At 65.8% G+C, this 26,520-nt stretch carries 28 protein-coding genes and 1 pseudogene; 16 read left to right on the plus strand and 13 right to left on the minus strand.

Annotated features, from left to right (window positions below):
* The first annotated feature begins 45 nt into the window (after positions 1-45).
* From glcE to K226_RS0104540, 4 genes are all read left to right on the plus strand, one after another.
* Positions 46-1,158 carry a glycolate oxidase subunit GlcE gene (gene glcE / locus K226_RS0104525; RefSeq protein WP_024813679.1) on the plus strand — a complete coding sequence of 371 codons (1,113 nt, stop codon included), beginning with the start codon at positions 46-48 and terminating at the stop codon, positions 1,156-1,158.
* 103 nt (positions 1,159-1,261) lie between these two features.
* Positions 1,262-2,047 carry a YoaK family protein gene (locus K226_RS0104530; RefSeq protein ID WP_024813680.1) on the plus strand — a complete coding sequence of 262 codons (786 nt, stop codon included), beginning with the start codon at positions 1,262-1,264 and terminating at the stop codon, positions 2,045-2,047.
* A 31-nt stretch (positions 2,048-2,078) separates the two neighbouring features.
* On the plus strand, positions 2,079-3,332 hold the full coding sequence (gene glcF, locus K226_RS0104535; RefSeq protein ID WP_024813681.1) for a glycolate oxidase subunit GlcF: 1,254 nt from the start codon (positions 2,079-2,081) through the stop codon (positions 3,330-3,332).
* Positions 3,333-3,435: 103 nt separating this feature from the next.
* Positions 3,436-4,107, plus strand: coding sequence for a dienelactone hydrolase family protein (locus K226_RS0104540; RefSeq protein WP_024813682.1), 672 nt, complete (start codon positions 3,436-3,438; stop codon positions 4,105-4,107).
* Here the strand turns inward: K226_RS0104540 and K226_RS0104545 are convergent.
* Both K226_RS0104545 and K226_RS0104550 read right to left on the minus strand, forming a co-directional pair.
* Positions 4,093-4,713, minus strand: coding sequence for a phosphoribosyltransferase (locus K226_RS0104545; protein ID WP_024813683.1), 621 nt, complete (start codon positions 4,711-4,713; stop codon positions 4,093-4,095). The two genes, K226_RS0104540 and K226_RS0104545, sit on opposite strands and share 15 nt — an antisense overlap.
* 19 nt (positions 4,714-4,732) lie before the next feature.
* Entirely contained in the window at positions 4,733-5,299 is a 567-nt protein-coding gene (locus K226_RS0104550; protein WP_024813684.1) for a phosphoribosyltransferase domain-containing protein, read from the minus strand.
* Between the two features lie 288 nt (positions 5,300-5,587).
* Here K226_RS0104550 and K226_RS0104555 point away from each other — a divergent pair, with 288 nt between their 5' ends.
* Both K226_RS0104555 and K226_RS0104560 read left to right on the plus strand, forming a co-directional pair.
* Positions 5,588-5,794, plus strand: a complete 207-nt coding sequence (locus tag K226_RS0104555) for a hypothetical protein (protein WP_024813685.1) — start codon at positions 5,588-5,590, stop codon at positions 5,792-5,794.
* Between the two features lie 228 nt (positions 5,795-6,022).
* On the plus strand, positions 6,023-6,886 hold the full coding sequence (locus tag K226_RS0104560) for a ProQ/FINO family protein (protein WP_024813686.1): 864 nt from the start codon (positions 6,023-6,025) through the stop codon (positions 6,884-6,886).
* A 10-nt stretch (positions 6,887-6,896) separates the two neighbouring features.
* Here the strand turns inward: K226_RS0104560 and K226_RS0104565 are convergent, their stop codons facing one another.
* The 3 genes from K226_RS0104565 to lplT all read right to left on the minus strand — a co-directional run bounded on the left by K226_RS0104565 (position 6,897) and on the right by lplT (position 9,728).
* A complete protein-coding gene (locus K226_RS0104565; RefSeq protein WP_024813687.1) occupies positions 6,897-7,391 on the minus strand; it encodes a glutathione peroxidase in 495 nt (164 codons plus the stop codon).
* Positions 7,392-7,476: 85 nt separating this feature from the next.
* Positions 7,477-8,367 carry a DMT family transporter gene (locus K226_RS0104570; protein ID WP_024813688.1) on the minus strand — a complete coding sequence of 297 codons (891 nt, stop codon included), beginning with the start codon at positions 8,365-8,367 and terminating at the stop codon, positions 7,477-7,479.
* 56 nt (positions 8,368-8,423) lie between these two features.
* Positions 8,424-9,728, minus strand: a complete 1,305-nt coding sequence (gene lplT, locus K226_RS0104575) for a lysophospholipid transporter LplT (protein WP_024813689.1) — start codon at positions 9,726-9,728, stop codon at positions 8,424-8,426.
* A 136-nt stretch (positions 9,729-9,864) separates the two neighbouring features.
* Between lplT and alr the strand changes: the two genes are divergently transcribed.
* The 4 genes from alr (at position 9,865) to K226_RS0104595 (ending at position 14,858) form a co-directional block, all read left to right on the plus strand.
* Positions 9,865-10,980: an alanine racemase gene (gene alr, locus K226_RS0104580; protein WP_024813690.1), complete on the plus strand. Its 1,116-nt coding sequence runs from the start codon at positions 9,865-9,867 to the stop codon at positions 10,978-10,980.
* 94 nt (positions 10,981-11,074) lie between these two features.
* Positions 11,075-11,893, plus strand: coding sequence for a hypothetical protein (locus K226_RS0104585; protein ID WP_051463460.1), 819 nt, complete (start codon positions 11,075-11,077; stop codon positions 11,891-11,893).
* A 256-nt stretch (positions 11,894-12,149) separates the two neighbouring features.
* Entirely contained in the window at positions 12,150-13,124 is a 975-nt protein-coding gene (locus K226_RS20385) for a transglycosylase SLT domain-containing protein (RefSeq protein WP_051463512.1), read from the plus strand.
* Between the two features lie 153 nt (positions 13,125-13,277).
* On the plus strand, positions 13,278-14,858 hold the full coding sequence (locus K226_RS0104595) for an ABC transporter substrate-binding protein (RefSeq protein ID WP_024813693.1): 1,581 nt from the start codon (positions 13,278-13,280) through the stop codon (positions 14,856-14,858).
* A gap of 97 nt (positions 14,859-14,955) precedes the next feature.
* On the opposite strand, the gene K226_RS0104600 is transcribed toward K226_RS0104595, so the two are convergent.
* The 3 genes and pseudogenes from K226_RS0104600 to hpaI form a co-directional block, all read right to left on the minus strand.
* Complete coding sequence (locus tag K226_RS0104600; RefSeq protein WP_024813694.1) at positions 14,956-15,567, minus strand: glutathione S-transferase family protein; 612 nt, start codon at positions 15,565-15,567, stop codon at positions 14,956-14,958.
* An 81-nt stretch (positions 15,568-15,648) separates the two neighbouring features.
* A pseudogene (locus K226_RS0104605) lies at positions 15,649-16,148 on the minus strand (ketopantoate reductase C-terminal domain-containing protein).
* A 70-nt stretch (positions 16,149-16,218) separates the two neighbouring features.
* Positions 16,219-17,058, minus strand: a complete 840-nt coding sequence (gene hpaI / locus K226_RS0104610; RefSeq protein WP_024813696.1) for a 4-hydroxy-2-oxoheptanedioate aldolase — start codon at positions 17,056-17,058, stop codon at positions 16,219-16,221.
* Positions 17,059-17,174: 116 nt separating this feature from the next.
* Here hpaI and radA point away from each other — a divergent pair, with 116 nt between their 5' ends.
* The 5 genes from radA to K226_RS19415 all read left to right on the plus strand — a co-directional run bounded on the left by radA (position 17,175) and on the right by K226_RS19415 (position 21,442).
* Positions 17,175-18,554 carry a DNA repair protein RadA gene (gene radA, locus K226_RS0104615; RefSeq protein WP_024813697.1) on the plus strand — a complete coding sequence of 460 codons (1,380 nt, stop codon included), beginning with the start codon at positions 17,175-17,177 and terminating at the stop codon, positions 18,552-18,554.
* 58 nt (positions 18,555-18,612) lie between these two features.
* Positions 18,613-19,047 carry a hypothetical protein gene (locus K226_RS0104620; RefSeq protein WP_024813698.1) on the plus strand — a complete coding sequence of 145 codons (435 nt, stop codon included), beginning with the start codon at positions 18,613-18,615 and terminating at the stop codon, positions 19,045-19,047.
* Positions 19,048-19,088: 41 nt separating this feature from the next.
* Complete coding sequence (locus K226_RS0104625) at positions 19,089-20,039, plus strand: branched-chain amino acid transaminase (protein ID WP_024813699.1); 951 nt, start codon at positions 19,089-19,091, stop codon at positions 20,037-20,039.
* A 102-nt stretch (positions 20,040-20,141) separates the two neighbouring features.
* Positions 20,142-21,167 carry a glycosyltransferase gene (locus tag K226_RS0104630; RefSeq protein WP_024813700.1) on the plus strand — a complete coding sequence of 342 codons (1,026 nt, stop codon included), beginning with the start codon at positions 20,142-20,144 and terminating at the stop codon, positions 21,165-21,167.
* Between the two features lie 68 nt (positions 21,168-21,235).
* Entirely contained in the window at positions 21,236-21,442 is a 207-nt protein-coding gene (locus K226_RS19415) for a zinc-finger domain-containing protein (RefSeq protein WP_081739324.1), read from the plus strand.
* Between the two features lie 8 nt (positions 21,443-21,450).
* Here K226_RS19415 and K226_RS0104635 read toward each other — a convergent pair whose 3' ends face one another.
* Both K226_RS0104635 and K226_RS0104640 read right to left on the minus strand, forming a co-directional pair.
* Positions 21,451-22,191, minus strand: a complete 741-nt coding sequence (locus K226_RS0104635; protein ID WP_024813701.1) for a glycosyltransferase family 25 protein — start codon at positions 22,189-22,191, stop codon at positions 21,451-21,453.
* An 8-nt stretch (positions 22,192-22,199) separates the two neighbouring features.
* Entirely contained in the window at positions 22,200-22,913 is a 714-nt protein-coding gene (locus K226_RS0104640) for a hypothetical protein (RefSeq protein WP_035240882.1), read from the minus strand.
* Between the two features lie 131 nt (positions 22,914-23,044).
* Here K226_RS0104640 and K226_RS0104645 point away from each other — a divergent pair, with 131 nt between their 5' ends.
* Entirely contained in the window at positions 23,045-24,274 is a 1,230-nt protein-coding gene (locus K226_RS0104645; protein ID WP_024813703.1) for an O-antigen ligase, read from the plus strand.
* A gap of 8 nt (positions 24,275-24,282) precedes the next feature.
* Here K226_RS0104645 and K226_RS0104650 read toward each other — a convergent pair whose 3' ends face one another.
* The 3 genes from K226_RS0104650 to K226_RS0104660 form a co-directional block, all read right to left on the minus strand.
* Complete coding sequence (locus K226_RS0104650) at positions 24,283-24,513, minus strand: hypothetical protein (RefSeq protein ID WP_155886497.1); 231 nt, start codon at positions 24,511-24,513, stop codon at positions 24,283-24,285.
* 21 nt (positions 24,514-24,534) lie between these two features.
* Positions 24,535-25,260, minus strand: coding sequence for a hypothetical protein (locus tag K226_RS0104655; RefSeq protein WP_024813705.1), 726 nt, complete (start codon positions 25,258-25,260; stop codon positions 24,535-24,537).
* A 137-nt stretch (positions 25,261-25,397) separates the two neighbouring features.
* Positions 25,398-26,411 carry a nitronate monooxygenase family protein gene (locus K226_RS0104660; RefSeq protein ID WP_035240884.1) on the minus strand — a complete coding sequence of 338 codons (1,014 nt, stop codon included), beginning with the start codon at positions 26,409-26,411 and terminating at the stop codon, positions 25,398-25,400.
* Positions 26,412-26,520 lie beyond the last annotated feature (109 nt).

The raw sequence follows: 26,520 nt of genomic DNA on the forward strand, positions 1-26,520 counted from the left end.
CTGACACCCCCACCCCGGTTCAGTACAGGGCAGTACCATTGCCCCATGGATATAGCTCTTCGCCAGATCATCGACTGCGTGCGCGACAGCGCCGAGCGTCGTTCCCCCCTGCGCATCCGCGGCGGGGGCACCAAGGACTTTCACGGCCTTGCGCTGCACGGCGAGGTGCTGGACACCCGCCCACTCAACGGCATCGTGAGCTATGAGCCCAGTGAACTGGTGGTGACGGCGCGCGCCGGTACGCCGCTGTCCGATCTGGAGGCCGTACTGGCCGAAAAAGGCCAGTGCCTGCCGTTCGAGCCACCCCATTTCGGCCCGGGTGCCACGGTGGGGGGCATGGTGGCGGCCGGGCTCAGCGGCCCCGCCCGCGCCAGCGTGGGTGCGGTGCGCGACTACCTGCTGGGTGTGGTGCTGATCAACGGGCGCGGCGAGCTGCTCACGTTTGGTGGCCAGGTGATGAAAAACGTGGCGGGCTACGATGTTTCGCGCCTGATGGCGGGCGCCTGGGGCACGCTGGGCCTGCTCACCGAGGTCAGCCTCAAGGTGTTGCCCGTGGCTCCCGCCGAAGCCACGCTGCGCTTCGAATGCAACCAGGCCGATGCCCTGCGCAAGCTGCACGCCTGGGGTGGCCAGCCATTGCCGCTCAATGCCAGTTGCTGGGTGGAGGACGCGGGTGTGGGCCAGCTCTATGTGCGCCTGCGTGGCGCCGTGGCGGCGGTGGATGCGGCCTGCAAAAGCATGGGCGGCACGCGGCTCGACAACGCCACCGCGGCACCCGACTGGCAGGCCTGCCGGGAGCAGACGCTGCCCTGGTTCGCTGCCCGCCTGGCGCGGCCCGGGCAGGCGCTGTGGCGCCTGTCGCTGCCCGCCACGGCCCCCGTGCTGGCGCTGCCGGGTGGCGTGTCGCCGCTGGTCGAATGGCATGGTGCCCTGCGCTGGGTTCAGGCGCCGCTTGCGCACGGTGATGTGCTGCGCGAAGCAGCCCGGGCAGTGGGTGGGAGTGCTTCACTATTCATAGCTGACGGCGCAGTCGGGGAAAGGGCTGGGGGTCAATTTGATCTGAAATCTGCGGCATTGGAGCAGATCCACGCGCGCCTCAAGCACAGCTTCGACCCGGCCGGTATCTTCAACCCCGGCCGCATGGCGCCGCAGTGGTAAGGAGCGTGCGCGTGCTTGCCATCGCCGTCCGGCACGGGGCGCTTTACCCGTGCAAGGCGCAGCGGCGCGCGGCGCCTCGCCGGTGCTGAACCGGGATCTGAACATGCGGCGCCTGCGGCACCTCACCGGCCACCACCGCACGGGTACCAGCAATCGCGTGCTGGGCCTGTTGCTGGCCTTCAATGCCGGGGCGGTGAATGCGGGCGGTTTTCTGGTGGTGAACCTGTACACCTCGCACATGACGGGCTTTCTTTCCATGCTGGCCGACAACCTCGTGCTGGGCAACATGGTGCTGGTGCTCAGCGCCGTGGGGGCCCTGCTGGCCTTCATCAGCGGGGCGGCCACCACGGCGGTGATGGTGAACTGGGCGCTGCAGCGCAAGTTGCACAGCAGTTATGCACTGCCGCTGGTGGTGGTGGCCCTGCTCCTGCTGGTGTTCGGCCTGGTGGGTGCCATCACGCTGGACTGGCGCACGCCTTTTTCCGTGCCCATGACGGTGCTTCTGCTGTCTTTCATCATGGGTCTGCAAAACGCCACGGTGACCAAGATGTCTTCGTCCCAGATCCGCACCACCCACATGACAGGCGTGGTGACCGACCTGGGCATCGAGCTGGGCAAGTTGCTCTACTGGAACCGCACCGGCACCGCGCTGGAAAACCAGGTGCGCTCCAACCATGCCCGGCTGCGTCTGTTTGCGGGGCTGGTGGCGATGTTCCTCATTGGCGGCATTGCCGGGGCGGCCGGCTTCAAGCATGTAGGTTTCGTTTTTGTGGTGCCACTGGCGCTGGTGCTGCTGGCCCTGTCGCTGCCCCCGCTGTGGGCCGACCGGGCGCGCCTGCGCCATCCGCTGCGCAAGGCCGCGCCTGCCCAGTTGCCCCCCGCCCCCTGATTTTTTCTGTTGACCTGTCCAGGCTGCACCCATGCAAACCCAACTCGCCCCTGAATACCGCGCCCGCCCCGATGGCCTGGAGGCCGAAGCCATCGTGCGCAAATGCGTGCACTGCGGTTTCTGCACGGCAACCTGCCCCACCTACCAGCTGCTGGGCGACGAGCTGGATGGCCCGCGCGGCCGCATCTACCTCATCAAACAGGTGCTCGAAGGCCAGGCGCCCACGCGCAAGACGCAGATGCATCTGGACCGGTGCCTCACTTGCCGCAACTGCGAAAGCACCTGCCCCAGCGGCGTGCAGTATGGCCACCTGATCGACATCGGGCGCAAGCTGGTGGACGAAAAAGTGCCCCGTCCCCTGGGCGAAAAGGCCCTGCGCTGGGCGCTGAAAGAGGGCCTGCCATCGCCCTTGTTTTCCCCCGCCATGAAGGTGGGCCAGGCAGTGCGCGGCCTGCTGCCCAAATCCCTCCAGGCCAAGGTGCCCGCGCCGCAAAAGGCAGGGGCCTGGCCCACCCGCGAGCATGCGCGCAAGGTGCTCATGCTGGCGGGCTGCGTGCAGCCGGCCATGATGCCCAACATCAACACCGCCACCGCCCGCGTGCTGGACGCCGCGGGCATCCAGACCGTGATCGCGCCCCAGGCAGGCTGCTGCGGTGCCGTCAAGTTCCACCTCAACGACCAGGAAGGCGGCAAGGCCGAGATGCGCGCCAACATCGATGCCTGGTGGCCGCTGGTGGAGGCGGGCGGTGTGGAATCCATTGTCATGAACGCCTCGGGCTGCGGCGTCACCGTCAAGGAATACGGCCACATCCTCAAGGATGACCCGCACTACGCCACCAAAGCCGAGCGCATCAGCGCCCTCACGCGCGACCTGTCGGAGCTGCTGCCCGCGCTGTTGCCCGAGCTGGCGCAAAAACTGGCCGGCCGCGTGCAGCCCCCCGACGTGCTGTTTGCCTACCACCCGCCTTGCACCCTGCAGCATGGCCAGCAACTGCGCGGCGGGGTAGAGACGCACCTGAACCAGCTGGGCTTCAAGCTGCGCGTGGCACGCAACGAATCCCACCTGTGCTGTGGCTCGGCGGGCACCTATTCGGTGCTCAACCCGGACCTGTCGTACCAGCTGCGCGACCGCAAGCTCGGTGTGCTGGGCGAAGCCTTTGGCGAGCAGGCGCCCGACGCCATTCTTTCGGCCAACATCGGCTGCATCACGCATCTGCAAAGTGGCACGGCCACGCCCGTGAGGCACTGGGTGGAAGTACTGGACGAAGCGCTGGCCGCGCCTTGAAATCCTGTCCGGTCTTTTCCCGCGTTGCCAGGATGGGTGATCCGGGCGTTTCGGGGCATGGCCGAGTGGCAGGCGAAGACAATGGCGGCAGAGGTGAAACCCCATGCACGCTGCGACGGAGCAACTGGTTCGTATCCCGGTGGACGCTGGCCTTATCGAGGGCGCGCTGGATTGCCCGCCCGACAGCCAGGGTCTGGTGCTGTTTGCCCACGGCAGCGGCAGCAGCCGCCACAGCCCCCGCAACAACCATGTGGCGCGGGTGCTGCGAGAACGCGGCCTGGCGACCCTGCTGGTCGATCTGCTCACGCCAGAGGAAGACCGTGTCTACGCCACGCGGTTTGACATCCCGCTTCTCACGCAACGCCTGCTGGATGTGACCGATTGGTCCAGGCGCCAGCCCGCAACGGCATTGCTGCCCATGGGGTATTTCGGTGCCAGCACCGGTGCTGCGGCGGCCTTGAGTGCGGCTGCCTCGCAGGGTGCAGGCATACGGGCCGTGGTCTCCCGCGGCGGGCGCCCGGATCTCGCCCCGGCCCGTGATCTTGCGCGGGTGCAGTGCCCCACCCTGATGCTGGTGGGCGCGTGCGACGAAGAGGTGCTGGCCCTCAACCGGTGCGCCGCCGCGCACATGCCCGGGCCCACCCACCTGACCATCGTTCCCGGTGCCACCCATCTGTTTGAAGAGCCCGGAACGCTGGAGGCCGTGGCCCGCCTGGCGGCCGACTGGTTCGCGCAGCATTTGCCTACGCGCGGGGCACCCTCAGGCGCGCAGTAGCGCGATCACTTCCTCGTCATCCACCTGAGGGAAGTGGCGGTAAAACTGGCCTACCGCCTGAAAATCTTCCGGCGCCTGCAGGCACACCACCTCGTCCGCCATGGGCCGGATTTTCTGCAGGGCATCGGTTGATGCGACAGGGATGGCGCAGACCAGCTTGCCGGGTTGGTGCTGGCGCAGGCTGTGCAGCGCAGCCATCATGGTGGCCCCCGTGGCCAGACCATCGTCCACCACGATGACGACGCGCCCTTGCGGATCGATCGGTGCATGGATCGGTGTGTATTGCACGCGGCGCGAGTGGATGGTAGCCAGCTGCTTCTGCTTTTCTGCAGCGATGTAGTCCTGGTCGGCGCCTACCGCGGCAGCATAGGGGGCGATGTAGGTCCAGCCGCTTTCCGCCACCGAGCCAATCGCCACCTCTGGCTCAAAGGGGGCGCGCAGCTTGCGCACCAGCACCACGTCGAAATCGCCGCCGATCTGCCGGGCCACGATCTTGCCGATGGGCACAGCACCGCGCGGAATGGCCAATACCAAGGGGTGCTGGTCGCGATAGCCTTTCAGGCGGTCGGCCAGCTGATGGGCAGCGTCATCGCGGTCTTTGAACATGGGGCGGCCTCGGGTGGTTTCATCGCGGGCGAGCGGGCTGCACCAGCTCTATCCGGAAATCGGGCTCATACGGCGGCACATGGCACTCGATGATGTCTGGCGGGGCGATGCCAAGCCGGGCGCCCACCACATCGGCGTGCACGGGCAGGCGGGTGGTGACACGGTCCACCAGGCAGGCCACCCGGATGGCCGCTGGCTGCTTGCGCGCCAGATATTCCACCACCCTCAGCAGCGAATGGCCGGTGTACAAGACATCATCGACCACCAGCACCGTAGAGCCGCGCAAATCCAGCGCGGCGTGTTGCGCCTGCTCTGTCAGCAGGGTTTCCGGGTGGAGCAGCGTCAGGTCGTCTGCATAACGCTTGACCTGCAGATCCAGCCGCAACGGCTGAGGCAGCCCATACAGCTCCACCATCCGCGCGGTCAGGCGATCTGCCAGCGGCGCGCCTCGGCGCAGCACACCAATCACGGCCACCGGGTGGGCTCCGTGGAGCAGGCCGTTGGCCTGCCGCGCCATCTCGTCGATGACGGCCACCAACTGCGGCGTGTCGTACAGGACGGTTCGCGTGCCAGAGGGGGCGTTCATGGCGCCCGCCGCAGGATGAGCGGGCCGTTGGCGGCGTTCTTGAGCCATCCCGGCGAGGGCCCGATGCGCCTGCCGAGCGACAGGCTTTGGTGGGGTATCCGTGAAGTCATGGGGCTTCTCCTGGGGGAGAAAAATCGAACACACGAAGCGCGACGTCCACTTTATGGGGCGCCGCAGCGGGCGTCAATCCCGGGGGGGCGCCCCGGTTTGCCACCGGGCCTCGCTTCCTGTACCGTCTGCAGTGTGGTCTGCGAAGCTTTGGCCTTGCGCCACACACAGGAGATCTTCATGACGATCCATCAGAACCCGCGCGACAAGCAACCGCCCCACACGGGCAAGGTCGAGAACGACACCAACAAACTGGGCGAGCAGGACCCCACCCAGATCAACCAGGGCAAGCGCACCCCCGAAAGCCGCAGTGACCGCGAGTCGCATGTGGGCGGCAGCAACCAGTCGCAATCGCGGCGAGGACCAGCCGGGAGCAACAACCGATAGAGGTGGCTACCTGGGCTGGGAGCCGGTATGCGCGGACCATGCGGTCGTGGTGCGTTCACCTTTCCGATGCCGAATTCCTTGCTCTGGTGGGGCGCAATGACGGGGTGACTCGTGACGCAGCACGCTGCAACATCCCTGCCCCCAACAGGTGGTTGTGGTGCGCGCCGTGAGGAGCGTTTTGCCAAGGCTGGCATGATCGAGGGTTTTGTTGCCCTCCACCCGCTAGCCATGACCGACCACGTGCCAGACCAAGAACCCACCGCGGCGCCCGCCGCCCCGGTAGCCGCTGCCAACGCCCAGCAGGCGTTGCAGCAGCCCGAGACTGGCGACAGCGCCCCGGCGGCCACTGCCGCAGCCGCCATGGCCACGGATTCCCCGCGCGGGGATCGCCCGTCCCGGGGTGGGCGCGGTGGCCGTAACAGCGGCCGTGATCGCGCGCGCAACGAGGGCCAAGCGCCTGCAGGCCCGCAAGCGCCATCGCGCACGCCCCCGCGCACCCACCCGGCGCTAGAACAGTTGGCGGGGCTTTATCCCCATCTGTTTGGCGCGGTGTTTTTGCCGCTCAAGCGCGGCATCTTTCAGGACCTGCTGGAAGCCCATCCCGAGCTGTTTGAACGCGATGCGCTCAAGGTGGCGCTGGGTATCCACACCCGTTCCACCCGTTACCTGCAAAGCGTGGCCGCAGGCGAAAAGCGCCACGACCTCGCGGGCCAGCCCGTTGAAGACATGGCGCCCGAGCACGTGCACCATGCGTTGCTGGAGGTGTTTCGCCGCCGCAAGGCCCGTGCGGGCGACGACGTTTTGCCCAAGCTGCGCAAGCGCATGATCCAGGCGTTTGAGGCCTCGGGCCTGACGCGCGAGGCCTATACCGAGCTGGTCACCGGCCGCGATGAGGCGGCCAACGCCATCCTGGAAGAAGCCTTTGCCGAATGGGCAGCCCGCAATGCCAAGGACGAGGCCCTGCTGCGTGCCTTCGAAGCCAGCGGCCAGACGCTGGAGGCCTTTGCCGACATGTACGGCATGGACCCGCGCCAGGCCGGTCAGATGCTGGAGCGCGCGCGCCACCAGCGTCCGCCAGCTGCCACGGCCTGATTGCCGCTTGTTAAGCGCCTGGGGCGGCCAGCGCCGCCTCGATGTCGCCTGCCAGTTTTTTTGGCGCATCTTGCGGGGCATAGCGGCGGATCACGCGGCCGTCCTTGCCCACGAGGAATTTCGTGAAGTTCCACTTGATGGCCTTGCTGCCCAGCAGGCCCGGGGCTTCTGCGGTGAGCCACTGGTACAGGGGCGAGGCGTTGGCGCCATTCACGTCGATCTTGGCCATCATCGGAAAACTCACGCCATAGTTGAGCTGGCAAAAGCTGGCGATTTCGTCGTTGCTGCCCGGGTCCTGGTGGCCGAACTGATTGCACGGAAAACCCAGCACCATCAGCCCCTTGTCGCCATATTGCTTGTGCAGCTCTTCCAGCCCGCCAAACTGGGGCGTGAAGCCGCAGGCACTGGCCGTGTTGACGATCAGCAAAACCTTGCCCTCGAACTGCCGCAGCGGCACGGCGGGGCCGCTCATGGGCTGGGCTTCAAAGTCATACAGGCTGGACATATGGGCAACTCCTTGTGGGCAAGGGGGCATGGTAGCGACTGGTTGCCCGTCGTGCATGGCGCTGGGCGATTGCCCGTGCGTGCCATCAGGCGCTGGCACTGCGCCGATATTGCAGCGCAGCCAGCAGTGCTGCCAGCATGATCAGCGACCCGCCCAGCAGGGTGCGCGGCTCCAGCGGGGCGGCGGTGAGCAGGGCCGATGACACGCTGGCAAACACCACCTCCGACAGCATCACCAGTGCCGTGGTGCCCGCCGCCAGGCGCGTGGCGCCATATTGCAGGGCGTAGTTGCCCAGCAGAAAGGCCAGTGCCAGCGCCAGGGCCAGCAGGACCCAGGCCAGGGCCGGGGCGGGCAGGGCGGGCACGGCCCCCACCGCCAGCCCCGCTGTGGCACTGAGGCCGGCCAGCAGGGCGCCGCCGCCAAACATGGCGAGCATGCGCGCCTCGCCGGGCACGGCATGCAGGCGCCGCAGTGTCACGTTGGTCAGGGCAAAACAAAAACCGCCCGCCAGCGCCAGCAGGTCGGCGCCCGAAAGGTGGGCTGCCAGCCGGGTCCATGCGGCATCTGCGGGCACCAGCACCAGCGCAACGCCTGCAAAGGCCAGCAGCAGCCGCACCAGCGCCACGCCCGTGGGGCGGTCGCCCAGCAGCCTCCAGGCCAGCAGCACCGACCAGGCGGGCATGAGATAAAACAGCAGCACCACGCGCACCACGTCTCCCACCGTCACAGCCCAGTTGAAGGCCACGTTGGTGAGGCCCGAGCTCAGCGCCAGCAGCCACAGGGCGGGGTGTTGCAGCGACGTGCGCAGCGCTTGCGGCCGGGCCAGCAGCAGGCAGGCCAGCGCCAGCGCATACATCAGTGCCGTCGCCCACAGGGGGTGCAGCCCGGCCGCGTGCAGCTGCCTGAAAGGCCACCACGAGACGCCCCACACCAAGGCGTTGAGCACCAGTGCCAGTATGGGAAGCAGTTTTGGCATCAAATCGGCATCAAGCGCTTATGTGGAAAGCGCCAATAGCTATTGAAATAATAGCATCAATGGTGCGTATCCTGCCGCGCGATGTGCAGAAGGTGATCGAGTTCCTCGCTGTGGTTGCGGCAGTTGCTGGCATGCCAGCGCTGGATGACCAGCATGATGCCGGCCACCACCACCCCAAACACCGTGATGGCCCCAAAGACCGACAGCCCCAGCTTGAGCGACAGGCTGTAGAAAGCGCCCAGGCCCAGGATGCAGGCCTGCTCGTTGAAGTTCTGCACGGCAATCGACCGCCCTGCGCCCATGAGGTTGTGGCCCCGGTGCTGCAGCAAGGCGTTCATGGGCACCACCAGAAAGCCCCCCAGCCCGCCCAAAAGAATCAGGAACGGAATGGCCAGCCAGATGTTGCTGATGAACACCATCAGGATCAGCAGCAGCCCCATCGTGATGCCCAGCGGAATCACGCGGGTGGCCATGTCCAGGCGCATGCGCATCGATGCCGCCACGGCGCCCACGGCGGTGCCGATGGCCACCACGCCTGTCAGGGCCGATGCCTGCGTGGTGTTGTAGCCCAGGGCCACCCCGGCCCACGCCAGCACGATGAACTTGAGGTTGCCCCCCGCGCCCCAGAACAGGGTGGTGGTCGATAGGGAAATCTGCCCCAGCTTGTCGTGCCACAGGCGGCTGTTGCAGGCCCAGAAGTCGGGCAGCAGGGCCAGCGTGCTGGCCAGAATGCTGCGTTGCGGGTGCTGGCGCAGCGGGCGCATCTCCACGCCCGTGTGGGGGATGCGCGTGTTGAACCAGGCGGCCAGCGCATACACCACGATCAGCGCGGCAATGGCCGATTCGGCGGCGGTGTCGACGCCGGTATCGATCATGGGAATGTCGACGGACAGCAGCGCTGCCGACAGATGCTGCCCCACAAGTTGCCCGCCCAGCAGCACCCCGAGGATGATGGAGGCAATGGTCAGCCCCTCGATCCAGCCGTTGGCCTTGACCAATTGCGAGGCCGGCAGCAGTTCGGTGAGGATGCCGTACTTGGCGGGCGAATAGGCCGCTGCGCCCAGCCCCACCACGGCGTAGGCAATCAGCGGGTGCGAGCCGAACAGCATCATCAGGCAGCCAACGATCTTGATGGCATTGCTGAAAAACATCACCCGGCCCTTGGGCAAGGCATCGGCAAATGCGCCCACGAAAGGCGCCAGCACCACGTAAAACAGGGCAAACATGGGCACCAGTGCTGCGCGCTGCCATTCGGGGGCACCGCTGGTGCGGAGCAATTCCACGGCCGCCACGAAGAGTGCGTTGTCGGCGAGCGAGCTAAAAAACTGCGCCGACATGATGGTGTAAAAACCGCGCTTCATCGAATGGCTGGAGGGGATATCAGAGAGGCTGATGCCCGAATGGATTGGGGGGCCGCATACAAGTGTCTGGCGGTTATATCACGCACCCACGGGCGTGCAGTGCCAGAATCCCATGCTTGTTTCTTCGTATATCCCCATGCCGCGCCCGATTCACGCCACCATCCACACCGATGCCCTGCACCACAACCTCGCGCGCGTGCGCCAGGCCGTGCCCGATGCCAAAACCTGGGCGGTAATCAAGGCCAACGCCTACGGCCACGGCATCGAGCGGGCCTTTGAGGGCCTGCGCGCCGCCGATGGTTTTGCGCTGCTTGACCTGGCAGAGGCCGAGCGCGTGCGCCACCTGGGCTGGCGCGGCCCCATCCTGCTGCTGGAGGGCGTGTTCGAGCCGCGCGACCTGGAGCTGTGCTCGCGCCTGTTGCTGTGGCATGCCGTGCACTGCGACGAGCAGATCGACATGCTGGCGGCCCACAAGACGCAGGTGCCGCACCGCGTGTTCCTCAAGCTGAACTCGGGCATGAACCGCCTGGGGTTCACGCCGCAGCGCTATCGCACTGCCTGGGCGCGTCTGAACGCGCTGCCGCAGGTGGACGAGATCTCGTTCATGACCCATTTCAGCGATGCCGACGGGCCGCGCGGCATTGCGCACCAGATGGCCGCGTTCAACACCGCCACCGAAGACCTGCCCGGCGAGCGCAGCCTGTGCAACAGTGCCGCCACCCTGCGCCACGCGGCCGATGCGCGCGTGCGCGGCGACTGGGTGCGCGCAGGCATCGTGCTGTATGGCAGCGCGCCCGATTTCCCTGCCCACAACGCGGACCACTGGCAGGTGCAGCCCACCATGACGCTGGCCACCCGCATCATCGGCACGCAACAGCTGCAGGCGGGGGACACCGTGGGTTACGGCTCGCGCTTCACAGCCGAGGGGCCACTCACCATCGGCGTGGCCGCCTGCGGTTATGCCGATGGCTACCCGCGCCACTGCGACACCGGCGCCCCCGTGCTGGTGAATGGCGTGCGCACGCGCCTGGTGGGCCGCGTCAGCATGGACATGGTCACCGTGGACCTGAGCCCCGTGATTGCGGCTGGCATGGATGCCGGCTTCGGCAGCGAGGTCACCTTGTGGGGGCGCGCCCGCAATGGCGCCGTGTTGCCCATCGACGAGGTGGCGCAGGCCGCCGGCACCGTGGGCTACGAGCTGATGTGCGCGCTGGCGCCGCGCGTGCCCGTGGCGGTGGACGGCGTTGCCTGACCTTCGCCCTGCACGACACCCCGTTCAGCCCGTGGCCAGCCCCCGCAGCGCAAGCGCAAGCAACCACAGGGCCTCCAGTTGGCGCTCTGTGCGCATGCCGCACCACAGCACGGTGGCGCGCACGCTGCAGCAGCGCTACCGCCTGCGCTGGCACGGGCTGCTGATCGGCAGCTTCACGCTGCTGCTCATGTGGTGCAGCGCGCATGTGCAGATGCTGCTGGGGGTGGACTCGCTGGCGCTGCGCTATCTGGTCACGCTGTCGGTGGGGTACCTGGGGTATTTGCTGGTGTTGCGCGCGTGGGCCGCCCGGCTGGTGCGGCAGCGCAAGTCGGGTGAACACGGCGCGGACGGCGTCGGGGGCGATGCGCTGGATCTGGCGACCGAGCTGCCCTGGCCCCGGGGAGGGTGTAGCGATGGCGGCGGGACCCTGCCGCGCACCGGTGGGGGCGACTTTGGCGGCGGCGGTGCATCCGGCGACTTTGACGGGGCCGGGCCCCCGGGCCTCTCGGATGCGGGCCTGGGCAGCAGCGAATCCAGCACCCTGGGCGACATGGCCAGCGGTGCGGCCGACGCCATTGGCAGCGCGGACGAAGGCGCTGTGGTGGTGGTGCCGGTGGTCGCAATTTTCCTCATCGGGGCCGCACTGATTGCTGGCGCGGGTTCGCTGGCCCTGCTGTTTTTTGGCTGGGATGTGCTGTTGACCGTGGCGGTGGAGCTGGCGTTTTCGGTGGCCACGGCCCGCGCTGCCGTGGGCGTGGAGCGCGAAGGCTGGCTCACAGCCGCCGTGCGCCTGACCTGGAAGCCGTTGCTCGGTGCGCTGGTCTGCGCCGTGCTGCTGGGCGCCGCCATCGATCATTTTCTGCCCGATGTGCACTCGCTGCCCGAGGCGGTGCGGGCCTTGCGGATGCGATAAATTGCTTTGTTTTTTATAGCTGACTACGCTTTATAGACGGGCGCTAGAGCCATTTTTTCCTTAAGTTCAACCACGCCCGGTCGTTGGTCTGCAGCGGCGCATGCATTGGCCGTCACGGTGGTCATGCCGTTGTACGGGGGGCGTCGAGATGGCGGGGCACACGTTGCGGCCCGCCGCGTGCTGCCGCATGTCCGCCGCATTGAAGGGGCGCTGCTCGCGGCCGGTGCTGCTTTTGACTGGCACGCCACAGCCGTGTGTGCACTCGGTTACATGGCTGAAGACCAAGCAGGACGTGACGTACGGCGCCAAGACGCGCATACTGAAAAACATGCGTGCCAGCCTGTCGATCCTTGCGCCGCTGTCGGTGGCGTTGTTCTGCGCCTTGGGTGCCGAGGTGGCGCGGGCGCAGGGCGGTGAAACCGACCGCACCCGGGCGGCCAGCCTGCGTCAGGAGGCTATTGCCTATGAGCACGGCGAGGGCGTAGCGCGCGACCCGCTGCGGGCCGCCGCCCTGTATTGCGCGAGTGCGCGGCTCGGCGACATGCAGGCCCAATACAACCTCGGATGGATGTATGCCCATGGGCGTGGTGTGGCGCGCGACGATGTGGTGGCCGCCTTTTTCTTCCAGGCCGCCGCCGAGCAGGGGCTGGGCGTGGCCGCACGCATGTTGCAGGTTGTTGGCGGCGCCACCGACGAGGTGCCCGCGTGCCTGCGCCCCCCACCACCCGCGCAGGCTGTGGCGGGCCCGCCGGGCGTCAACTACCAGTTGACCGCGCCGCGAAAGATCGTGGAACTGGTGCTCAAGATGGCGCCGCAATACCAGGTCGAACCGCAGCTGGCGCTGGCCATCATTGCCGCCGAATCGAATTTCAACACCCACGCGCTGTCGCCCAAGAACGCACAGGGCCTGATGCAGCTGATTCCCGAGACGAGCGAGCGCTTCAATGTCAAGAACCCGTACGACCCGGCGCAGAACATCCGCGGGGGCCTGACCTATCTGCGCTGGCTGCTGGCCTATTTCGAGGGCGATGTGGCGCTGGTGGCTGCCGCCTACAACGCCGGCGAGGGAAAGGTCGAGCGCTACCGCGGCGTGCCGCCCTATCTGGAGACGCGCGCCTACGTGCAACGCATCCTGAAGGCCGTTGGTGCAACCGCGCACCCGTTCGACCGCACCGTGGCCCCGCCTTCACCGGCGCTGGAGCGCATTCGGCTGGCGCTGCGACGCAAATAGGGCGCAGCGGCGCACCAGCGCAGACCCAATCCGTTGGTGGCGTGCATGGGTGCGTCGTGTCCCTGTTGGGCATATGGATACAACAACAAAATTGTTCCGACGAGGCTCGACCTCGGTCAAAGTAGGGGTTTGTTATTCGAGAGGCACAAGCCCATGCAATTCAAACCTCTGCTCCTTGCCGCAGCCTTGGCTGCCACCCTCCCCGTGGTCACGCAGGCCAAGACCTTCCGCTTTGCGCGTGCCGTGGATGTGTCTTCGTGGGACGTTCACGCACAGAACGTGGGCGTGAACAACACCTTGCACGCAGCGGTGTACGACACGCTGGTCGAATACAACAGCAAGACCTTCAAGCCCGAGCCCGCGCTGGCCACCGAGTGGAAGCTGGTGAGCCCCACGCAGCTGCGCATCACCCTGCGCAAGGGCGTGAAGTTCAGCGATGGCAGCGAGTTCACCGCCGACGACGCCAAGTTTTCGCTGGAGCGGGCCAAGTCAAAAAGCTCCAATTACGCGGTGTATGCCCAGGGCATTGACCGGGTGGAAAAAGTCAACAGCCACACCATCGACATCTTCTCGGACGTGCCCAACCCGGTGCTGGTGAACCAGCTGACCGAGCTGCGCATCCTCAGCAAGGCCTGGGCCGAGAAGAACAAGTCGGTGGACCCCAAGGACATCAAGAACAAGGACGAAACCTTTGCCCACCGCAACGCACTGGGCACGGGGCCTTATGTGCTCAAGTCGTGGACGCCCGACCAGCGCGTGGTGCTCGAGCCCAACCCGCACTGGTGGGGCAAGGGCAAATTTGCCACCAACGTGACCGAGGTGGTCTACACCCCCATCAAGTCGGATGCCACGCGCACGGCGGCGCTGCTGTCGGGTGAGATCGATTTCATCATCGACCCCAGCCTGCAGGATCTGGCGCGGGTGCGCCAGACGCAGGGCCTCAAGGTGCTGGAAGGCGCCGAATACCGCACCATCTTTCTGGGCCTGGACCAGTTCCGCGACGAATTGCCGGGCTCGAACGTCAAGGGCAAGAACCCGCTCAAGGATGTGCGCGTGCGCAAGGCGCTTTACCAGGCCATCGACATCAATGCCATCCAGCGCGTGGTGCTGCGCGGCCTGGCCCAACCCACGGGTGCGCTGGTTGCCCACCAGGTCAATGGCTGGACGCCCAAGGCCGATGTGCGCTACCCCTTTGACGCCAAGGCAGCGCAAAAGCTGCTGGCCGATGCCGGCTACCCGCAGGGCTTCGAGGTGGACTTTGCCTGCAGCGCAGGCCGCTATATCAATGATGAGCAGCTGTGCCAGGCCATCACCGCGCAGTGGGCCAAGGTGGGCGTGAAGGCCAAGCTGCGTTCGCTGCCGTTTGCCACGTATTTCCCGATGATCCAGCGCAACGAGGCCAGCATCTATTTGCTGGGCTGGGGCGTGCCAACGTTTGATGCGTTCTATTCGCTGCAGTCGTTGATCCGCTCGCCGGGCGCGGGCGGGGATGGCAACTTCAACCTGGGCCGTTTCAGCAACCCGCAGCAGGATGCGCTGATCGAGCGCATCAAGAAGGAAACCGATGCCGTCACGCGCAATGGCCTGATCGAAAAGGCGCTGGTGCAAGACCACGAGCTGATTTCGCACATTCCGCTGTACAACCAGGTCATCCCGTGGGCGGCTACGCAGAAGGTGGATTTGCCGCACCGCGCCGACAACCGCATCGACTGGCGCGCGCTCAAGGTCAACTGACCAGGCCCGCACAGCCAAAAAGCCCCGGTGCTATCCAGGTGCCGGGGCTTTTTTGCGCCCGTTTCCCGCCCCGGTTGCGGCCCGCCGAAGCGCGCATTCAGGCCAGTGCGCGCTGCACGGCAGGCCGCTCAGCCATGCGGCGCCGGTGATCGGCCACCTTGGGGAACTGCGCCACGTCCACGCCATCGCTGTGCAGCCAGCCGGACATGGTGAACAGGTAGGCGTCAGCGACGGAATAGGGCTCCCCCAGCACCCAGGGGCCTTGCAGGTAGTGGCGTTCGATAACGCCAAAGCACTCGGCCATGTTCTGCGGCACCTTGCGCAGCATGTCGGCATGGGAGGCGGGCTCGTCCGCCCAGCGGCTGGCGCGCGGGCGGTGGGCGTGGGCTACGTGGACGGTGGAGGCCAGGTAGTTGTTGAACTCCTGCATGCGCGCAAAGGCAAACGGGTCCAGCGGCGCCAGTTGCGCCTGGGCATAGCGCTGGGCCACATAGGCCAGCAGGGCCGGGGTTTCCGTCAGCACGCCGTGTTCGGTGACCAGGGCGGGCACGCGCCCCTTGGGGTTGATGGCCAGGTATTCGGGGCTGCGTTGCTGCTGGGCGGCAAAGTCGAGGCGCACCAGTTCGTGGCCCGCCTGGGCCTCGTGCAAGGCAATGTGAACGGCCAGGGCACAGGTGCCGGGGGTGTAGTAAAGCGTGAGAGTGGTCATGGTTAGGTTGATTCGCTATGAATTTAATAGCTGTTGGCGCTTGATGGATAAGCGCTAGAGGCCAATTTGGTTCGAAGGTTGTCAGTAGAGGTTGCGCGTGCGGACCATCAGGCGGGTCAGGTCCAGCAAGGCGTCGGCGTGGGGCGTGGGCGTGCCGGTGATCTGCCCCAGCTCCCGCACAGCGCCCACCAGCGCGTCGATCTCCAGGGGCTTGTTCGCCTCCACATCCTGCCGCATTGAGGTCTTGACCGCCCCAGCTTGCGCGTGACGGCGTGGCGATCCTCGGGCTGCTGGTCAATGGGCAGGCCCAGCTTTTCGCCGATGGCCTTGGCCTCCAGCATCACGGCGCTGACAAAACCCCGCACCAGGTCGTCGTCCAGGATGCGGTCGGTGGTGGCACCCGTCCGGGCGCTGATGGGGTTGATGGTGAGGTTGCCCCACAGCTTGAACCAGATGCCCTTCTGGATGCAGTCGGTCCCCTCCACATCGATGCCGCCGCGCGGCAGCGTGTCGGCCAGTGTTTGCAGTCGCTCGCCGAGCCAGCCCCTGATGGCACCCGCCCCGTCAATGCATGCTTTCATGGTTGAAAGGCCTTTGTCTTGCAGGCGGTGATGTTTTGGTGGATTCGATGCGTGTGGTTTCGACAGGGTCTCAATAGCCCGCAGGGCGCTGGGGTGTGCCAACGGCGTCGGTGCGAAAGCGCGCCAGCAGATCCTGCGCGGCGCTGGCCAGCAGCATGGTGTCCACCCCCACGGCTACAAACAGCGCACCGGCCGCGAGCCATTGGCGCGCTTGGGATTCGGTGGTGGCCAGAATGCCGGGCGCCTTGCCCGCGCGCAGGATGCGGGCAATGCCGTCGTGGATGGCGGCCTGCACATCGGGGTGCCCTGGGTTGCCCGGGTGGCCCATGGAGGCCGACAGGTCGGCCGGGCCGATGAACACGCCATCCACACCGGGCGTGGCGGCAATTGCATCGAGGTTGCCCATCGCTTCCACGGTTTCGGCCTGCACCAGCAGGCACACCTGCTGGTTCGCCTCGTGCACATACTGGGGGTAGGCCTGCCAGCGCGACGAGCGTGCCAGGGCACTGCCCATGCCACGTACACCTTCGGGTGCATAGCGTGTGGCGCGCACCAGCTGCTGTGCTTGCTCAGCGGTGTCCACCATGGGCACCAGCAACGTCTGCGCGCCGATGTCCAGGTACTGCTTGATGAGTGCGGTGTCGCCCACGGGCACGCGTACGATGGGGTGGGGCGCCGGCGCGCCCGGCGGCAGGGCGCTGCTGGCGCTGGCCGCACTGGCTATTGCCTGCAACTGGTGCAGGATGGAGCGCAGGTCGTTGGGCGCGTGTTCGCCATCGATCAGCAGCCAGTCGTAGCCGGTGCCCGCGATGATTTCTGCGCTGTAGGCGTCGGCCAGCCCAAGCCACAGGCCGATTTGCGCCTGGCCCTGGGCCATGGCCTGTTTGAAGCGGTTGGTGGGTGTCTGCAATCTGAACTCCGTGCGGGGTTGCCAAGCCCGCCATCGTACGGGCTGTTGCCAGCGCGTGTGGGCATGGCCGCTATAGTCGGCTGCCCCCACCCCGGGGCTCCTTACCGATACCTGCCATGGCCAAAGAAAAAACCCTTTTCACCTGCACCGAGTGTGGCGGCACCAGCCCGCGTTGGCTGGGCAAGTGCCCATCGTGCAACGCGTGGAACACGCTGATCGAATCGGTGGCAGAGGCGGGGCCCGGCAAAAACCGCTACAGCGGCGCGCAGTTTGCAGGCCTGGCGCAGGCGCAGGCCGTGATGCCGCTGGCGGCGATTGAGGCAACCGACATTGCGCGCACCCCCAGCGGCATTGATGAGCTGGACCGTGTGCTGGGCGGGGGCATCGTCGAAGGGGGCGTGGTGCTGATCGGGGGCGACCCTGGCATCGGCAAGTCCACGCTGCTGCTGCAGGCGCTGGATGCGCTGCAGCGCGCAGGTCTGCCCACTTTGTATGTGACCGGCGAGGAAAGCGGCGCCCAGGTGGCGCTGCGGTCGCGCCGGCTGGGGCTGGACCATAGCCAGGTGAATGTGCTGGCAGAGATTCAGCTGGAAAAGATTCTGGCCACCATCGAATCCATGCAACCGGCGGTGGCCGTGATCGACTCGATCCAGACGGTCTATTCCGACCAGCTCACGTCGGCACCCGGCTCGGTGGCGCAGGTGCGCGAGTGCGCGGCGCACCTCACGCGGTGTGCCAAGGCGTCCGGCGTGGCGATTGTGCTGGTGGGCCATGTGACCAAAGAGGGCGCGCTCGCCGGGCCCCGCGTGCTGGAACACATGGTGGACACGGTGCTGTATTTCGAAGGGGATACGCACAGCCAGTTCCGGCTGGTGCGCGCCATCAAGAACCGCTTTGGTGCCGTGAACGAGATCGGTGTGTTCGCCATGACCGAGAAGGGCCTCAAGGGGGTCAGCAACCCCAGCGCCATCTTTTTGAGCCAGCACAGCGAGCCGGTGCCGGGCAGCTGCGTGATGGTCACGCTCGAAGGCACCCGGCCCTTGCTGGTCGAAATTCAGGCCCTGGTAGACAGCGGTGGGCCCAGCCCGCGGCGCCTCTCTGTGGGCCTGGACAAGGACCGTCTGGCTATGCTGCTGGCCGTGCTGCACCGCCATGCGGGGGTCGCCTGCATGGACCAGGATGTGTTTGTGAATGCTGTGGGCGGCGTGCGCATCAGCGAGCCCGCCGCCGATCTGGCCGTGATGCTGGCCATCACCTCCAGCCTGCGGGGCAAGGCCTTGCCGCAGGGGTTCATCGCTTTTGGCGAGGTGGGGCTGGCAGGGGAGGTGCGGCCTGCACCGCGCGGGCAAGAGCGCCTGCGCGAGGCGGCCAAGCTGGGCTTCAGCGTGGCAGTGGTACCCAAGGCCAATGCGCCCAAAAAGCCGATCGAGGGCCTCACCATCCATGCCGTGGAGCGGGTGGAAGAGGCCATGAACGTGGTGCGCGGCATGGGCTGATGCCCGCATACGCACTCCCCACAAGGCAAAGCGGTTCGCGCCGTAAGACAATGGGGCCATGAATTTGCGAAACATTCTGGTGCCCGTGGGGCTGGTGATTTTGGTGGTGATGGGCTTTCGGTCCTATGGCTGGATGGGTGTCGCGGCCGTCGGCGGTGGCGTGGTCATGTGGGCCCTGCTGCATTTCACGCGGCTCATGAATGTGCTGCGCAAGGCGGCAGACCGCCCCATCGGTCATGTGGGCAGCGCTGTCATGCTCAATGCCAGGCTGCAAGCCGGGGTGAGCCTGATGCATGTGGTGGCAATGACCCGTTCGCTGGGGGCGCTGCGGTCGCCAGAAAACGAACAACCCGAGTTTTACCGCTGGACCGATGGCACTCGCTCGCATGTCACCTGCGAGTTTCACAACGGCAAGCTGGTGAAATGGGTGCTGGAACGCCCCGCAGCCCCCGAGGATGCGCAAGATGGCACCGCGGGATCGGCCGCCCCGTAAAATCTGATTTTTGCGACTCTCCAGCAAACCAAAGGACACCCATGAGCCCCGTAGTTCCCTCGATGGCCGATCGCGACGGCAAGATCTGGATGGACGGCCAGATGGTCGATTGGCGCGATGCCAAAATCCATGTGCTCACCCACACCCTGCATTACGGCTGCGGCGCTTTTGAAGGCGTGCGCGCCTACAACACCGTCAATGGCCCAGCGATCTTCCGCCTGCAGGAACACACCGAGCGCCTGTTCAACAGCGCCAAGATCCTGCGCATGAAGATTCCCTTCAGCCAGGAAGAGGCCAACGAGGCGCAAAAAGCCGTCATCCGCGAAAACAAGCTCGAATCGGGCTACATCCGCCCCCTGACCTGGATCGGCGACAAAAAGCTGGGCGTCAGCCCCAGGGGCAACACCATCCACCTGATGGTGGCCGCCTGGGCCTGGGGCGCCTACCTGGGCGAAGAAGGCATGAAGCGCGGAATCCGCGTCAAGACCAGCAGCTACACCCGCCACCACGTCAACATCACCATGACGCAGGCCAAGGCGGTAAGTAACTACACCAACTCCATCTTGGCCAACATGGAAGCCACCGATGAAGGCTACGACGAGGCCCTGTTGCTCGATAGCTCGGGCTTTGTGTCTGAAGGCGCCGGTGAAAACATCTTTGTGGTGAAGAACGGCGTGATCTACACGCCCGATCTGTCTGCCGGTGCCCTGAACGGCATCACCCGCAACACGGTGTTCCACATCGCCAAGGACCTGGGTCTCGAAATCGTGCAAAAACGCATCACGCGCGACGAGGTCTACATCGCGGACGAGGCATTCTTCACCGGCACGGCGGCAGAAGTCACGCCCATCCGTGAGTTGGACCGCATCGAGCTGGGCAAGGGCGACTACGTGGGCAGCCGCGGCCCCATCACCGAAAAAATCCAAACTGCGTTCTTTGACATCGTCAATGGCCGCAATCCCAACTACGCCCACTGGCTCACCAAGGTCTGACCCGAACCTGGCGCACAGCGCCGCCTTCGCCGTACGCCGTCAGCGCGGGGTTGCGACGCGGTGGCGGCGCTGGGTCACACCGGCATCCAACCAACCTTCTTCATGCGCATCGTCCACCTGCTGTTGACCCGCAGCTTTGCCGGCAGCGAGCGGCACGCCATCGAGCTGGCCAATGCGCAGTCCGAACACCACGAGGTCACGCTGATCCTGCGCAAGTCTGCACAGAGCGGTCGGCCCGGCGGGTATGCGCACCGGGTGGACCCGCGTGTGCGTGTTCTGTGGGTGAACAAATGGCTGGGGCGGTGGCAGGCCCGCCGCCTGGTGCAGCGCTTGCGCCCGGACGTGGCCCATGCGCACCTGAGCGACGGGTGCAAGGCCCTGGGCGGACTGTCGGGGCTTGAGGGCCAGGTGCTGCGGGTGGCCACCCTGCACATTTGCTACAAGCCGCAGCAGCACGCGCGGCTAGACGCGCTGGTGGCCATTGCCAGCTGGCAGATGGACGCCATCCCGGCGCCCCTGCGGGCACACACATCCCAGATCGACAACTGGACGCTGCCCTACCGGCCTGCTGCAGACGCACGCCAGCGCTTGCGCGCCCAGCACGGCATCCCGCCGGATGCGTGGGTGTTTGGCGCCCTGGGTCGCATGGACCGCAGCAAGGGCTTTGATCTGCTGCTGGACGTCTTCGAGCGTGCCCGTTTGCCGCAAGACGCCTACCTGGTCATCGTCGGTCGCGGTGCGGAACTGGAAGCGCTACGCCGGCGCGGCGTGCCCCGCGTCATCCTTCCGGGGTTTTCTGAGCACCCGGCCGATTGGCTGGCTGCGTTCGACGGCTTTGTCAGCCCTGCACGGGACGAGCCTTTCGGGCTGGTCTTTCTGGAGGCCATGGCGGCGGAGCTTCCCATCATTGCCACGCAGACGCAAGGGGCCCGGCACCTGAGCGCTGCGCTGGGCGCGCGCATGGTGCCGCTGGAAGACGCCGCGGCACTGGCTGAGGCCCTCAAGGCGCAGTACGCGCAACGCCCGCCGCGCTGCGACCGGCCCATTGGGGCGTACAGCGCCGAGGCCAAGACGGCCGAGGTGGAAGCCTTCTACCTCCGCGAACTGGCACTGGCGCGCGCGCGATAATGCGGCCCGTCCGTGCAGTGTGGCATTGCAGGCCTTGCACCTCTTTTTGATCACTGGAAAACGACGCAATGTCTCAGAAAATCGTTGAACTACAAGCCAAGGACCTCGACTCGCGGGGCGGTATCGCCTGTCCCAGTCCGCAATCGGGCACAGCGCTTTGGAGCAGCCACCCCCGCGTGTACCTGGATGTCGGCCACACGGGACATGCGCGATGCCCGTACTGCGGTACTGAATACCGCCTGCGCGCCGGCGAGAGGCTGTCCGCCGGTCACTGACGGCCCGGCTACAGCTTGGGCAGGCGCCGGCGGTGCCAGGCGTTGCCCAGCGTGAGCGCCAGCTTCATGCAGAACTTGCGCCAGCGCTGCGCGGGTGTCAGCGTGTCGCGCTCGTCCCAGATGGAGCTGACCAGGCTGGTGTCATCCAGCTCGATGGTTGCCGGGGACACGCCCAGGATGCGCAGATCGCCGCATTCCCACCAGAACCGCAGGTCCACGTCGATGGGGCGGCCGAAAGGCTGGCGGCGCTCCAGCAGCCGGGCCGCACCGGCGCGGCTGATCACGTAACCCGCGGTCATGCTGGGCACGCGGGCGTAATCCACCAGCACGGTGTTGCCCGTCAGGGGCCGCTGCGAACGCGTCTTCTCCTGGTCGCGGCCCAGCAGCTTGACCATGTCCCACGGCTCTTTCAGTGCGGCTATGGCCTCGATCACTTCGGTGAACTGCGGGGTCAGGCGCACATCGTCTTCGAGCACCACCAGCGCGGGTGAGTCGCTGGCCAGCAATTGCTGCCAGGCGCCGATGTGGCTGGCGTAGCAGCCCTTTTCGCCATTGCGCAGGGGCTTGTAGTACTGGCGTGCATTCAAGGCGTCGCTGTACCAGCGGCTGGTTTGTTCGGGGGGCACGTTGGCCCACCACACCGCAGGAAAGCGCTCGCTGGGCATGTCGATGGACTGCAACTCGGCCAGCAGCCGCGTGCGGCGCTCGGCATCGCGGTCCAGGTTGATGAAGACGATGGGCAGGCTCATGGGTGCGCTCAACCCAGCAGGCGGCGCCACCAGCGGCGCTTCTTTTTGACCGGGGTGCCTTGTTGCAGGGCAATGGCCGCTTCCAGGTAGCGGGCAAATTGCAAGGGGCGCTGTGCGATGGCGTCGTCGGCCACGGCCACCAGCAGTTGCTCGTACGCGGGCTCGCGCGACTCGAACAGGTGAAAGAAGTCGTTGTCGCCGTAGAAAGTGCCAATGCCAAACACCCCTTCGTTGCCCAGTGCGAACTTGGAAATCAGTGTGGAGGTGGGCTTGTGCAGCACCAGCGGCACGCCCTGTTCGCGCGCCAGGGCGGACAGGCCTTCGGCCGCGTCAAAGGCCGACGATGATTTGAGGTCGGGGCTCCCCAGCCGCTCCCACACGCTTTTGCGAAACGCCATGAACATGGGGCCTGCATAGGTCTCGGTGGTTTTCTTGTGGTTGGAAAACTGCGACAGGCCGAAGATGGCGCCTTGCTCTGCATGGGCCACAGCCAAGTCGTAGGCTGCGCGCTTGAGCGGGAAGGCGTCAATGTCGCAAAAGATGACGATGTCGTCGGATGCCATGCGCTCCACCACGCTGTTCATCCAGGTGCCATGGGGGATGCGGTGCGCAGATTCCTGCTGCAGCGGAACGTCCAGGGCGGCAAAAACTTCACGCTGCTTTTGCAGGATGACACTGGGGATGTTGTCCCAGTGCATGGTGTGAACGATAGGTTGGGGCATGGGCGCGAAGCACGCAGGCGCAGGGGCTGCCGCCGTGCAATGGATAATGTGAGGCTGTAATTATCGCGGCCTGGGCACCAGTGATGTGCTGGCCTGGTGTCAATGTTGTTGTCGTTGCGGCGACAAGGTCTATGCAGTATCCCCACGTTTTTCTGCGCTCGGCGGCTGTTTTCAGTGCCATATCAGCCTTCTTTTCCATCCCGTGGACGCTTGCGGGGGCCAACATCGCGCTGCTGTGCATGGTGCTTGCTTGGTTGCTGGCGGGCGACTGGCGCCAGCGTTGGGACGTGGCCCGCAGCAATGCTGTCACCCTGCCGCTGCTGGTCCTGTACACCATCATTTTGCTGGGCGCGGTGTACACCACTGCCCCCTGGCGCGTGGTGCTGGACCACTGGCTCAAGTACGACAAGCTGCTGCTCATGGTCATCGCCATCTCGCTGCTGGCGCAGGATGAGAAAACCCGAGAGCGCTGCTGGACGGCTTTCACTATCGCCGCCCTGTTCACGTTGGCGAGCAGTTACCTCAGCATCTGGTGGCGGCTGCCCTGGTCACGCGCCCAGACGCAGGGCTGGGGCGGCGACCATTCCGTGTTCAAGGACTACATCACCCAAAGCGTGCTGATGGCGCTGCTGATGCTGCGCGGTCTGTACGTGGCGCTGCGTACCAATGTGGCTTGGCAGCGGGGTGCCTGGCTGGCCGTGGCGGCCCTGGCCTTTGTGTGCAATACCCAGTTGCTGTATGGGCGCACGGGCTATGTGGCCACGGCGGTGGCGGTGCTGGCCTTTGTGCTGTCGCTGGTGCCGATGCGCCGGTGGTGGATGGCCGTGGCGTTGGTCGCCGTGCTGCTGGCGGGCGCCGTGCTGCTGTCGCCCACCATTGTTCCGCGTGTGGCTCTGGGCCTGAAGGAACTGGGCGAGGTTCCGGAGATCACAACTTCCATTGGACAACGCCTGTATTTTTTGCAGTATGGGCTGGATCTGTTTTGGCAAAAGCCCTGGCTGGGTTGGGGTACGGGGGCGTACCACGGTGAGTTCTGCCGCATCTCGACCACGCCCGAGTGGTGCGCGGTGGGCTCGTTCCATCCGCACAACCAGTTCTTGTTTTTCATGATCGAGCACGGCGTCCCTGGGCTGCTTGCCTTTGTGGCCGTGTTTGCCGCCGCCCTCTGGCAGGCCGCCCGTATGGAGCGGCTGGACCGCGCCGTGGCCTTTGCCTTCGTTGGGGTGGCCTGCGTGGGTGGCCTCACACACAGCGGCATCTGGCTGGCCAACGAAGGGCTGGCCTATGGTTTTGGCCTGGTGCTGGTGCTGACGGCGCCGCGCCGGCCGTGCGCCAAGGAGCAGGCTGGCGTGCCTTCCTGAAGACCCCGTCAGCCGCGCGCTGGGGCGGTGATGTGGTCAAACTGCTGCACCCGGTGCGCAAAATCGTATGGCTGCAACGCCCCCTGGGGCAGTGGCCGCATGGGGGCTTGCAAGAACGCGGGCAGGGCTTGCGGATCATCCAGCCCCAGGATGAAAAAGCGCGTGGGGTTGTAAAACGGCAGCGTGCGCACACTGGGGTTGTTCGTGATGAGCTTTTTGTCGAAGAAAAAGGCTTCCATGCAGCGCACCGTGAGCCCGCCCTAGTTAGCTTGGGTGATCTCCAGAAGGCAGCGTGAGCGGTTGATGGTGTCAATGTTTGTAGGGTAGTCGATGCTTTGGGGCAGACCTTCAATGACTGCGGTTGAGGGATACGACCTGCCTGGTTCACGCAACATGCGCAGGCTGGTACGCAAGCCGAGGCTGTGCCACTGCTCTCCTAGCTTGCGGAGTGCGGGAAAGCGGTTTTTGTCTTGCCCCAGAAAATAAATGTCCCACTTTTCTGGCAGCGCTTGTCGGTAGGTATCCACATACCGATATACCTGCTTTGTGAGTGTTAGTCCGTACTGCCGCGCGTCTTCCGGGTCAAAAGTGAACACGTGAAAACCCAGGCCTTTGAGTTGCTGGATGTGGAGTCTGCGCACCTTGTAGTTTTGTTGGTAATCGATCACCGGATTCCAGGTGAACACCGCCACGTGCCGCGTGGGCAGGTACTTGCGGATGATGCGCAAATCCTTGATGTTTTCAATACCAAAAATGAGCACTGGTGCGTCCGGCGGGATGGCTGCCAGTGCTTGCAGGTAGGTTTGCGGAAACGGGCGAAATCCTGGCAGCAGAAACGGGCACCAAGCGTCCAAGGTATTCAGCAGCGAATAGGCCATGCCCTTGATGCGCTTCGGGTGCGTCAGCACACCAGCCCGCTGTGCAGGGGGCAGGCTGTCCAGCAGAAACTCCGTCAGTGTGAATTGGTTGGCAATGATGTGCATCATGGCAGGGCAGCGATTTAACCCGATTGTAGGGAGCGCCCTCCACTGGGTCGGCTGCACGCGCAGGTTTCCTGGGTGTTCACTTGCCTGCAGATCGCATGCCAGTCGGTCTGAAAGGTGCGCGGGTGGCGCCCGCCCTGTCAGTGCTGCAGCCGTGGATTGTCGAGCGCAGCCGTTGCCCCTTCGCCCATGGCACGAACCACGTCTGCCGCGCCGGCGCAGTCGTGCACCAACCCCACGCACTCCCCCACGGTCGCATGTGCGGCGGTGTAGTCGCCCGCCGAAATGCCCGCGTCATAAGCCTCCCGCGCAGCGGCCGGGTCGCTGCGCAGCTCTTCAATGCGCTCTTCCCATGCGCGGTGCAAGGGGTTGCGAATGGCGCGAAAGTCGTAGGGTGCGGGCCAGTTCTTGCGACGCAGAATATCGAACACCGCGCTGCGGGCGGTACCGTCGCCGTCCGTGCGCAGGGCCAGCTCTTTGGCGCCCTGCGGCGCCAGGCTTTCGGCCGTGGCCCACAGGCGCGAGCCGACCAGCGCGCCATCGGCCCCCAGCACCATCGCAGCGGCCAGGGTGCGCCCGTCGGCAATGCCACCGGCGGCCAGCAGCAGGGTGTCGGGGGAGTGTGCTGCCAGCCAGTCGGCCAGTTCGGGCACAAAGGTCATGGTGGCGCGTCCGTTCAGGGCGTTCATGCCATGCCCGCCGGCCTCGGCGCCTTGTGCCACGATGGCTGTGGCACCGGCTTCAAGCGCTTGTGGGGCCTGCTCCATGCGCTGAATCTGGCAGATCAGCGCGGCGCCGCTGGCGGCGATGCGTGCGGCATACCGGCGGGCGTCTCCAAATGACAGCATGACGGCACGAGGCCGGTGCTCGGGTGCATGGTCCAGTACCCAGTCAAGCGCCGAAGCGTCTTCGTCCAGCTTCCAGGTAATGAAGCCGCAGCCAATGCGATTCGTATGTGAAGCTTGCAGCGCGAGTGTGTACTCACGTTGGGTCCAGGCGAGATCGCCATAACCGCCGCCTACCAGCCCCAGCGCACCGGCACGAGCGCAAGCCGAGGCCAGTGCACCGCCAGAAGCCAGGGCCATCGGGGCCAGCACGATGGGGGTGGAAAGGCCGAATCGAGCACAGAGGCGCGAGGAAGAAAAGATGGTCATGGCGTGATTCTGGCGAGGTTTCCAGCGGCTGTCCAACCCATAGGGCCGGCCTGCATAACCCCCTGCGGCCGGTGGTAGCGCGACATCGGGCGATCCGCTGAGTTGCGTT

This window comes from Acidovorax sp. JHL-3 (assembly GCF_000526295.1).
GTDB lineage: Bacteria > Pseudomonadota > Gammaproteobacteria > Burkholderiales > Burkholderiaceae_C > Acidovorax > Acidovorax defluvii.

Coding starts and splice junctions, on each gene's coding strand:
- lplT (WP_024813689.1), bottom strand. CDS start 9,728: ATGAAGCGCGGTTTTTACACCATCATGTCGGCGCAGTTTTTTAGCTCG.
- K226_RS0104640 (WP_035240882.1), bottom strand. CDS start 22,913: ATGCCCCAACCTATCGTTCACACCATGCACTGGGACAACATCCCCAGT.
- alr (WP_024813690.1), top strand. CDS start 9,865: ATGCCGCGCCCGATTCACGCCACCATCCACACCGATGCCCTGCACCAC.
- K226_RS0104560 (WP_024813686.1), top strand. CDS start 6,023: ATGACCGACCACGTGCCAGACCAAGAACCCACCGCGGCGCCCGCCGCC.
- K226_RS0104630 (WP_024813700.1), top strand. CDS start 20,142: ATGCGCATCGTCCACCTGCTGTTGACCCGCAGCTTTGCCGGCAGCGAG.
- K226_RS0104620 (WP_024813698.1), top strand. CDS start 18,613: ATGAATTTGCGAAACATTCTGGTGCCCGTGGGGCTGGTGATTTTGGTG.
- K226_RS0104585 (WP_051463460.1), top strand. CDS start 11,075: ATGCCGCACCACAGCACGGTGGCGCGCACGCTGCAGCAGCGCTACCGC.
- glcF (WP_024813681.1), top strand. CDS start 2,079: ATGCAAACCCAACTCGCCCCTGAATACCGCGCCCGCCCCGATGGCCTG.
- K226_RS0104600 (WP_024813694.1), bottom strand. CDS start 15,567: ATGACCACTCTCACGCTTTACTACACCCCCGGCACCTGTGCCCTGGCC.
- K226_RS0104555 (WP_024813685.1), top strand. CDS start 5,588: ATGACGATCCATCAGAACCCGCGCGACAAGCAACCGCCCCACACGGGC.
- K226_RS0104635 (WP_024813701.1), bottom strand. CDS start 22,191: ATGAGCCTGCCCATCGTCTTCATCAACCTGGACCGCGATGCCGAGCGC.
- K226_RS0104545 (WP_024813683.1), bottom strand. CDS start 4,713: ATGTTCAAAGACCGCGATGACGCTGCCCATCAGCTGGCCGACCGCCTG.
- K226_RS0104595 (WP_024813693.1), top strand. CDS start 13,278: ATGCAATTCAAACCTCTGCTCCTTGCCGCAGCCTTGGCTGCCACCCTC.
- K226_RS19415 (WP_081739324.1), top strand. CDS start 21,236: ATGTCTCAGAAAATCGTTGAACTACAAGCCAAGGACCTCGACTCGCGG.
- K226_RS0104650 (WP_155886497.1), bottom strand. CDS start 24,513: ATGGAAGCCTTTTTCTTCGACAAAAAGCTCATCACGAACAACCCCAGT.
- K226_RS0104570 (WP_024813688.1), bottom strand. CDS start 8,367: ATGCCAAAACTGCTTCCCATACTGGCACTGGTGCTCAACGCCTTGGTG.
- K226_RS0104530 (WP_024813680.1), top strand. CDS start 1,262: ATGCGGCGCCTGCGGCACCTCACCGGCCACCACCGCACGGGTACCAGC.
- radA (WP_024813697.1), top strand. CDS start 17,175: ATGGCCAAAGAAAAAACCCTTTTCACCTGCACCGAGTGTGGCGGCACC.
- glcE (WP_024813679.1), top strand. CDS start 46: ATGGATATAGCTCTTCGCCAGATCATCGACTGCGTGCGCGACAGCGCC.
- K226_RS0104660 (WP_035240884.1), bottom strand. CDS start 26,411: ATGACCATCTTTTCTTCCTCGCGCCTCTGTGCTCGATTCGGCCTTTCC.
- K226_RS0104655 (WP_024813705.1), bottom strand. CDS start 25,260: ATGATGCACATCATTGCCAACCAATTCACACTGACGGAGTTTCTGCTG.
- K226_RS0104565 (WP_024813687.1), bottom strand. CDS start 7,391: ATGTCCAGCCTGTATGACTTTGAAGCCCAGCCCATGAGCGGCCCCGCC.
- K226_RS0104550 (WP_024813684.1), bottom strand. CDS start 5,299: ATGAACGCCCCCTCTGGCACGCGAACCGTCCTGTACGACACGCCGCAG.
- K226_RS0104645 (WP_024813703.1), top strand. CDS start 23,045: ATGCAGTATCCCCACGTTTTTCTGCGCTCGGCGGCTGTTTTCAGTGCC.
- K226_RS0104540 (WP_024813682.1), top strand. CDS start 3,436: ATGCACGCTGCGACGGAGCAACTGGTTCGTATCCCGGTGGACGCTGGC.
- K226_RS0104625 (WP_024813699.1), top strand. CDS start 19,089: ATGAGCCCCGTAGTTCCCTCGATGGCCGATCGCGACGGCAAGATCTGG.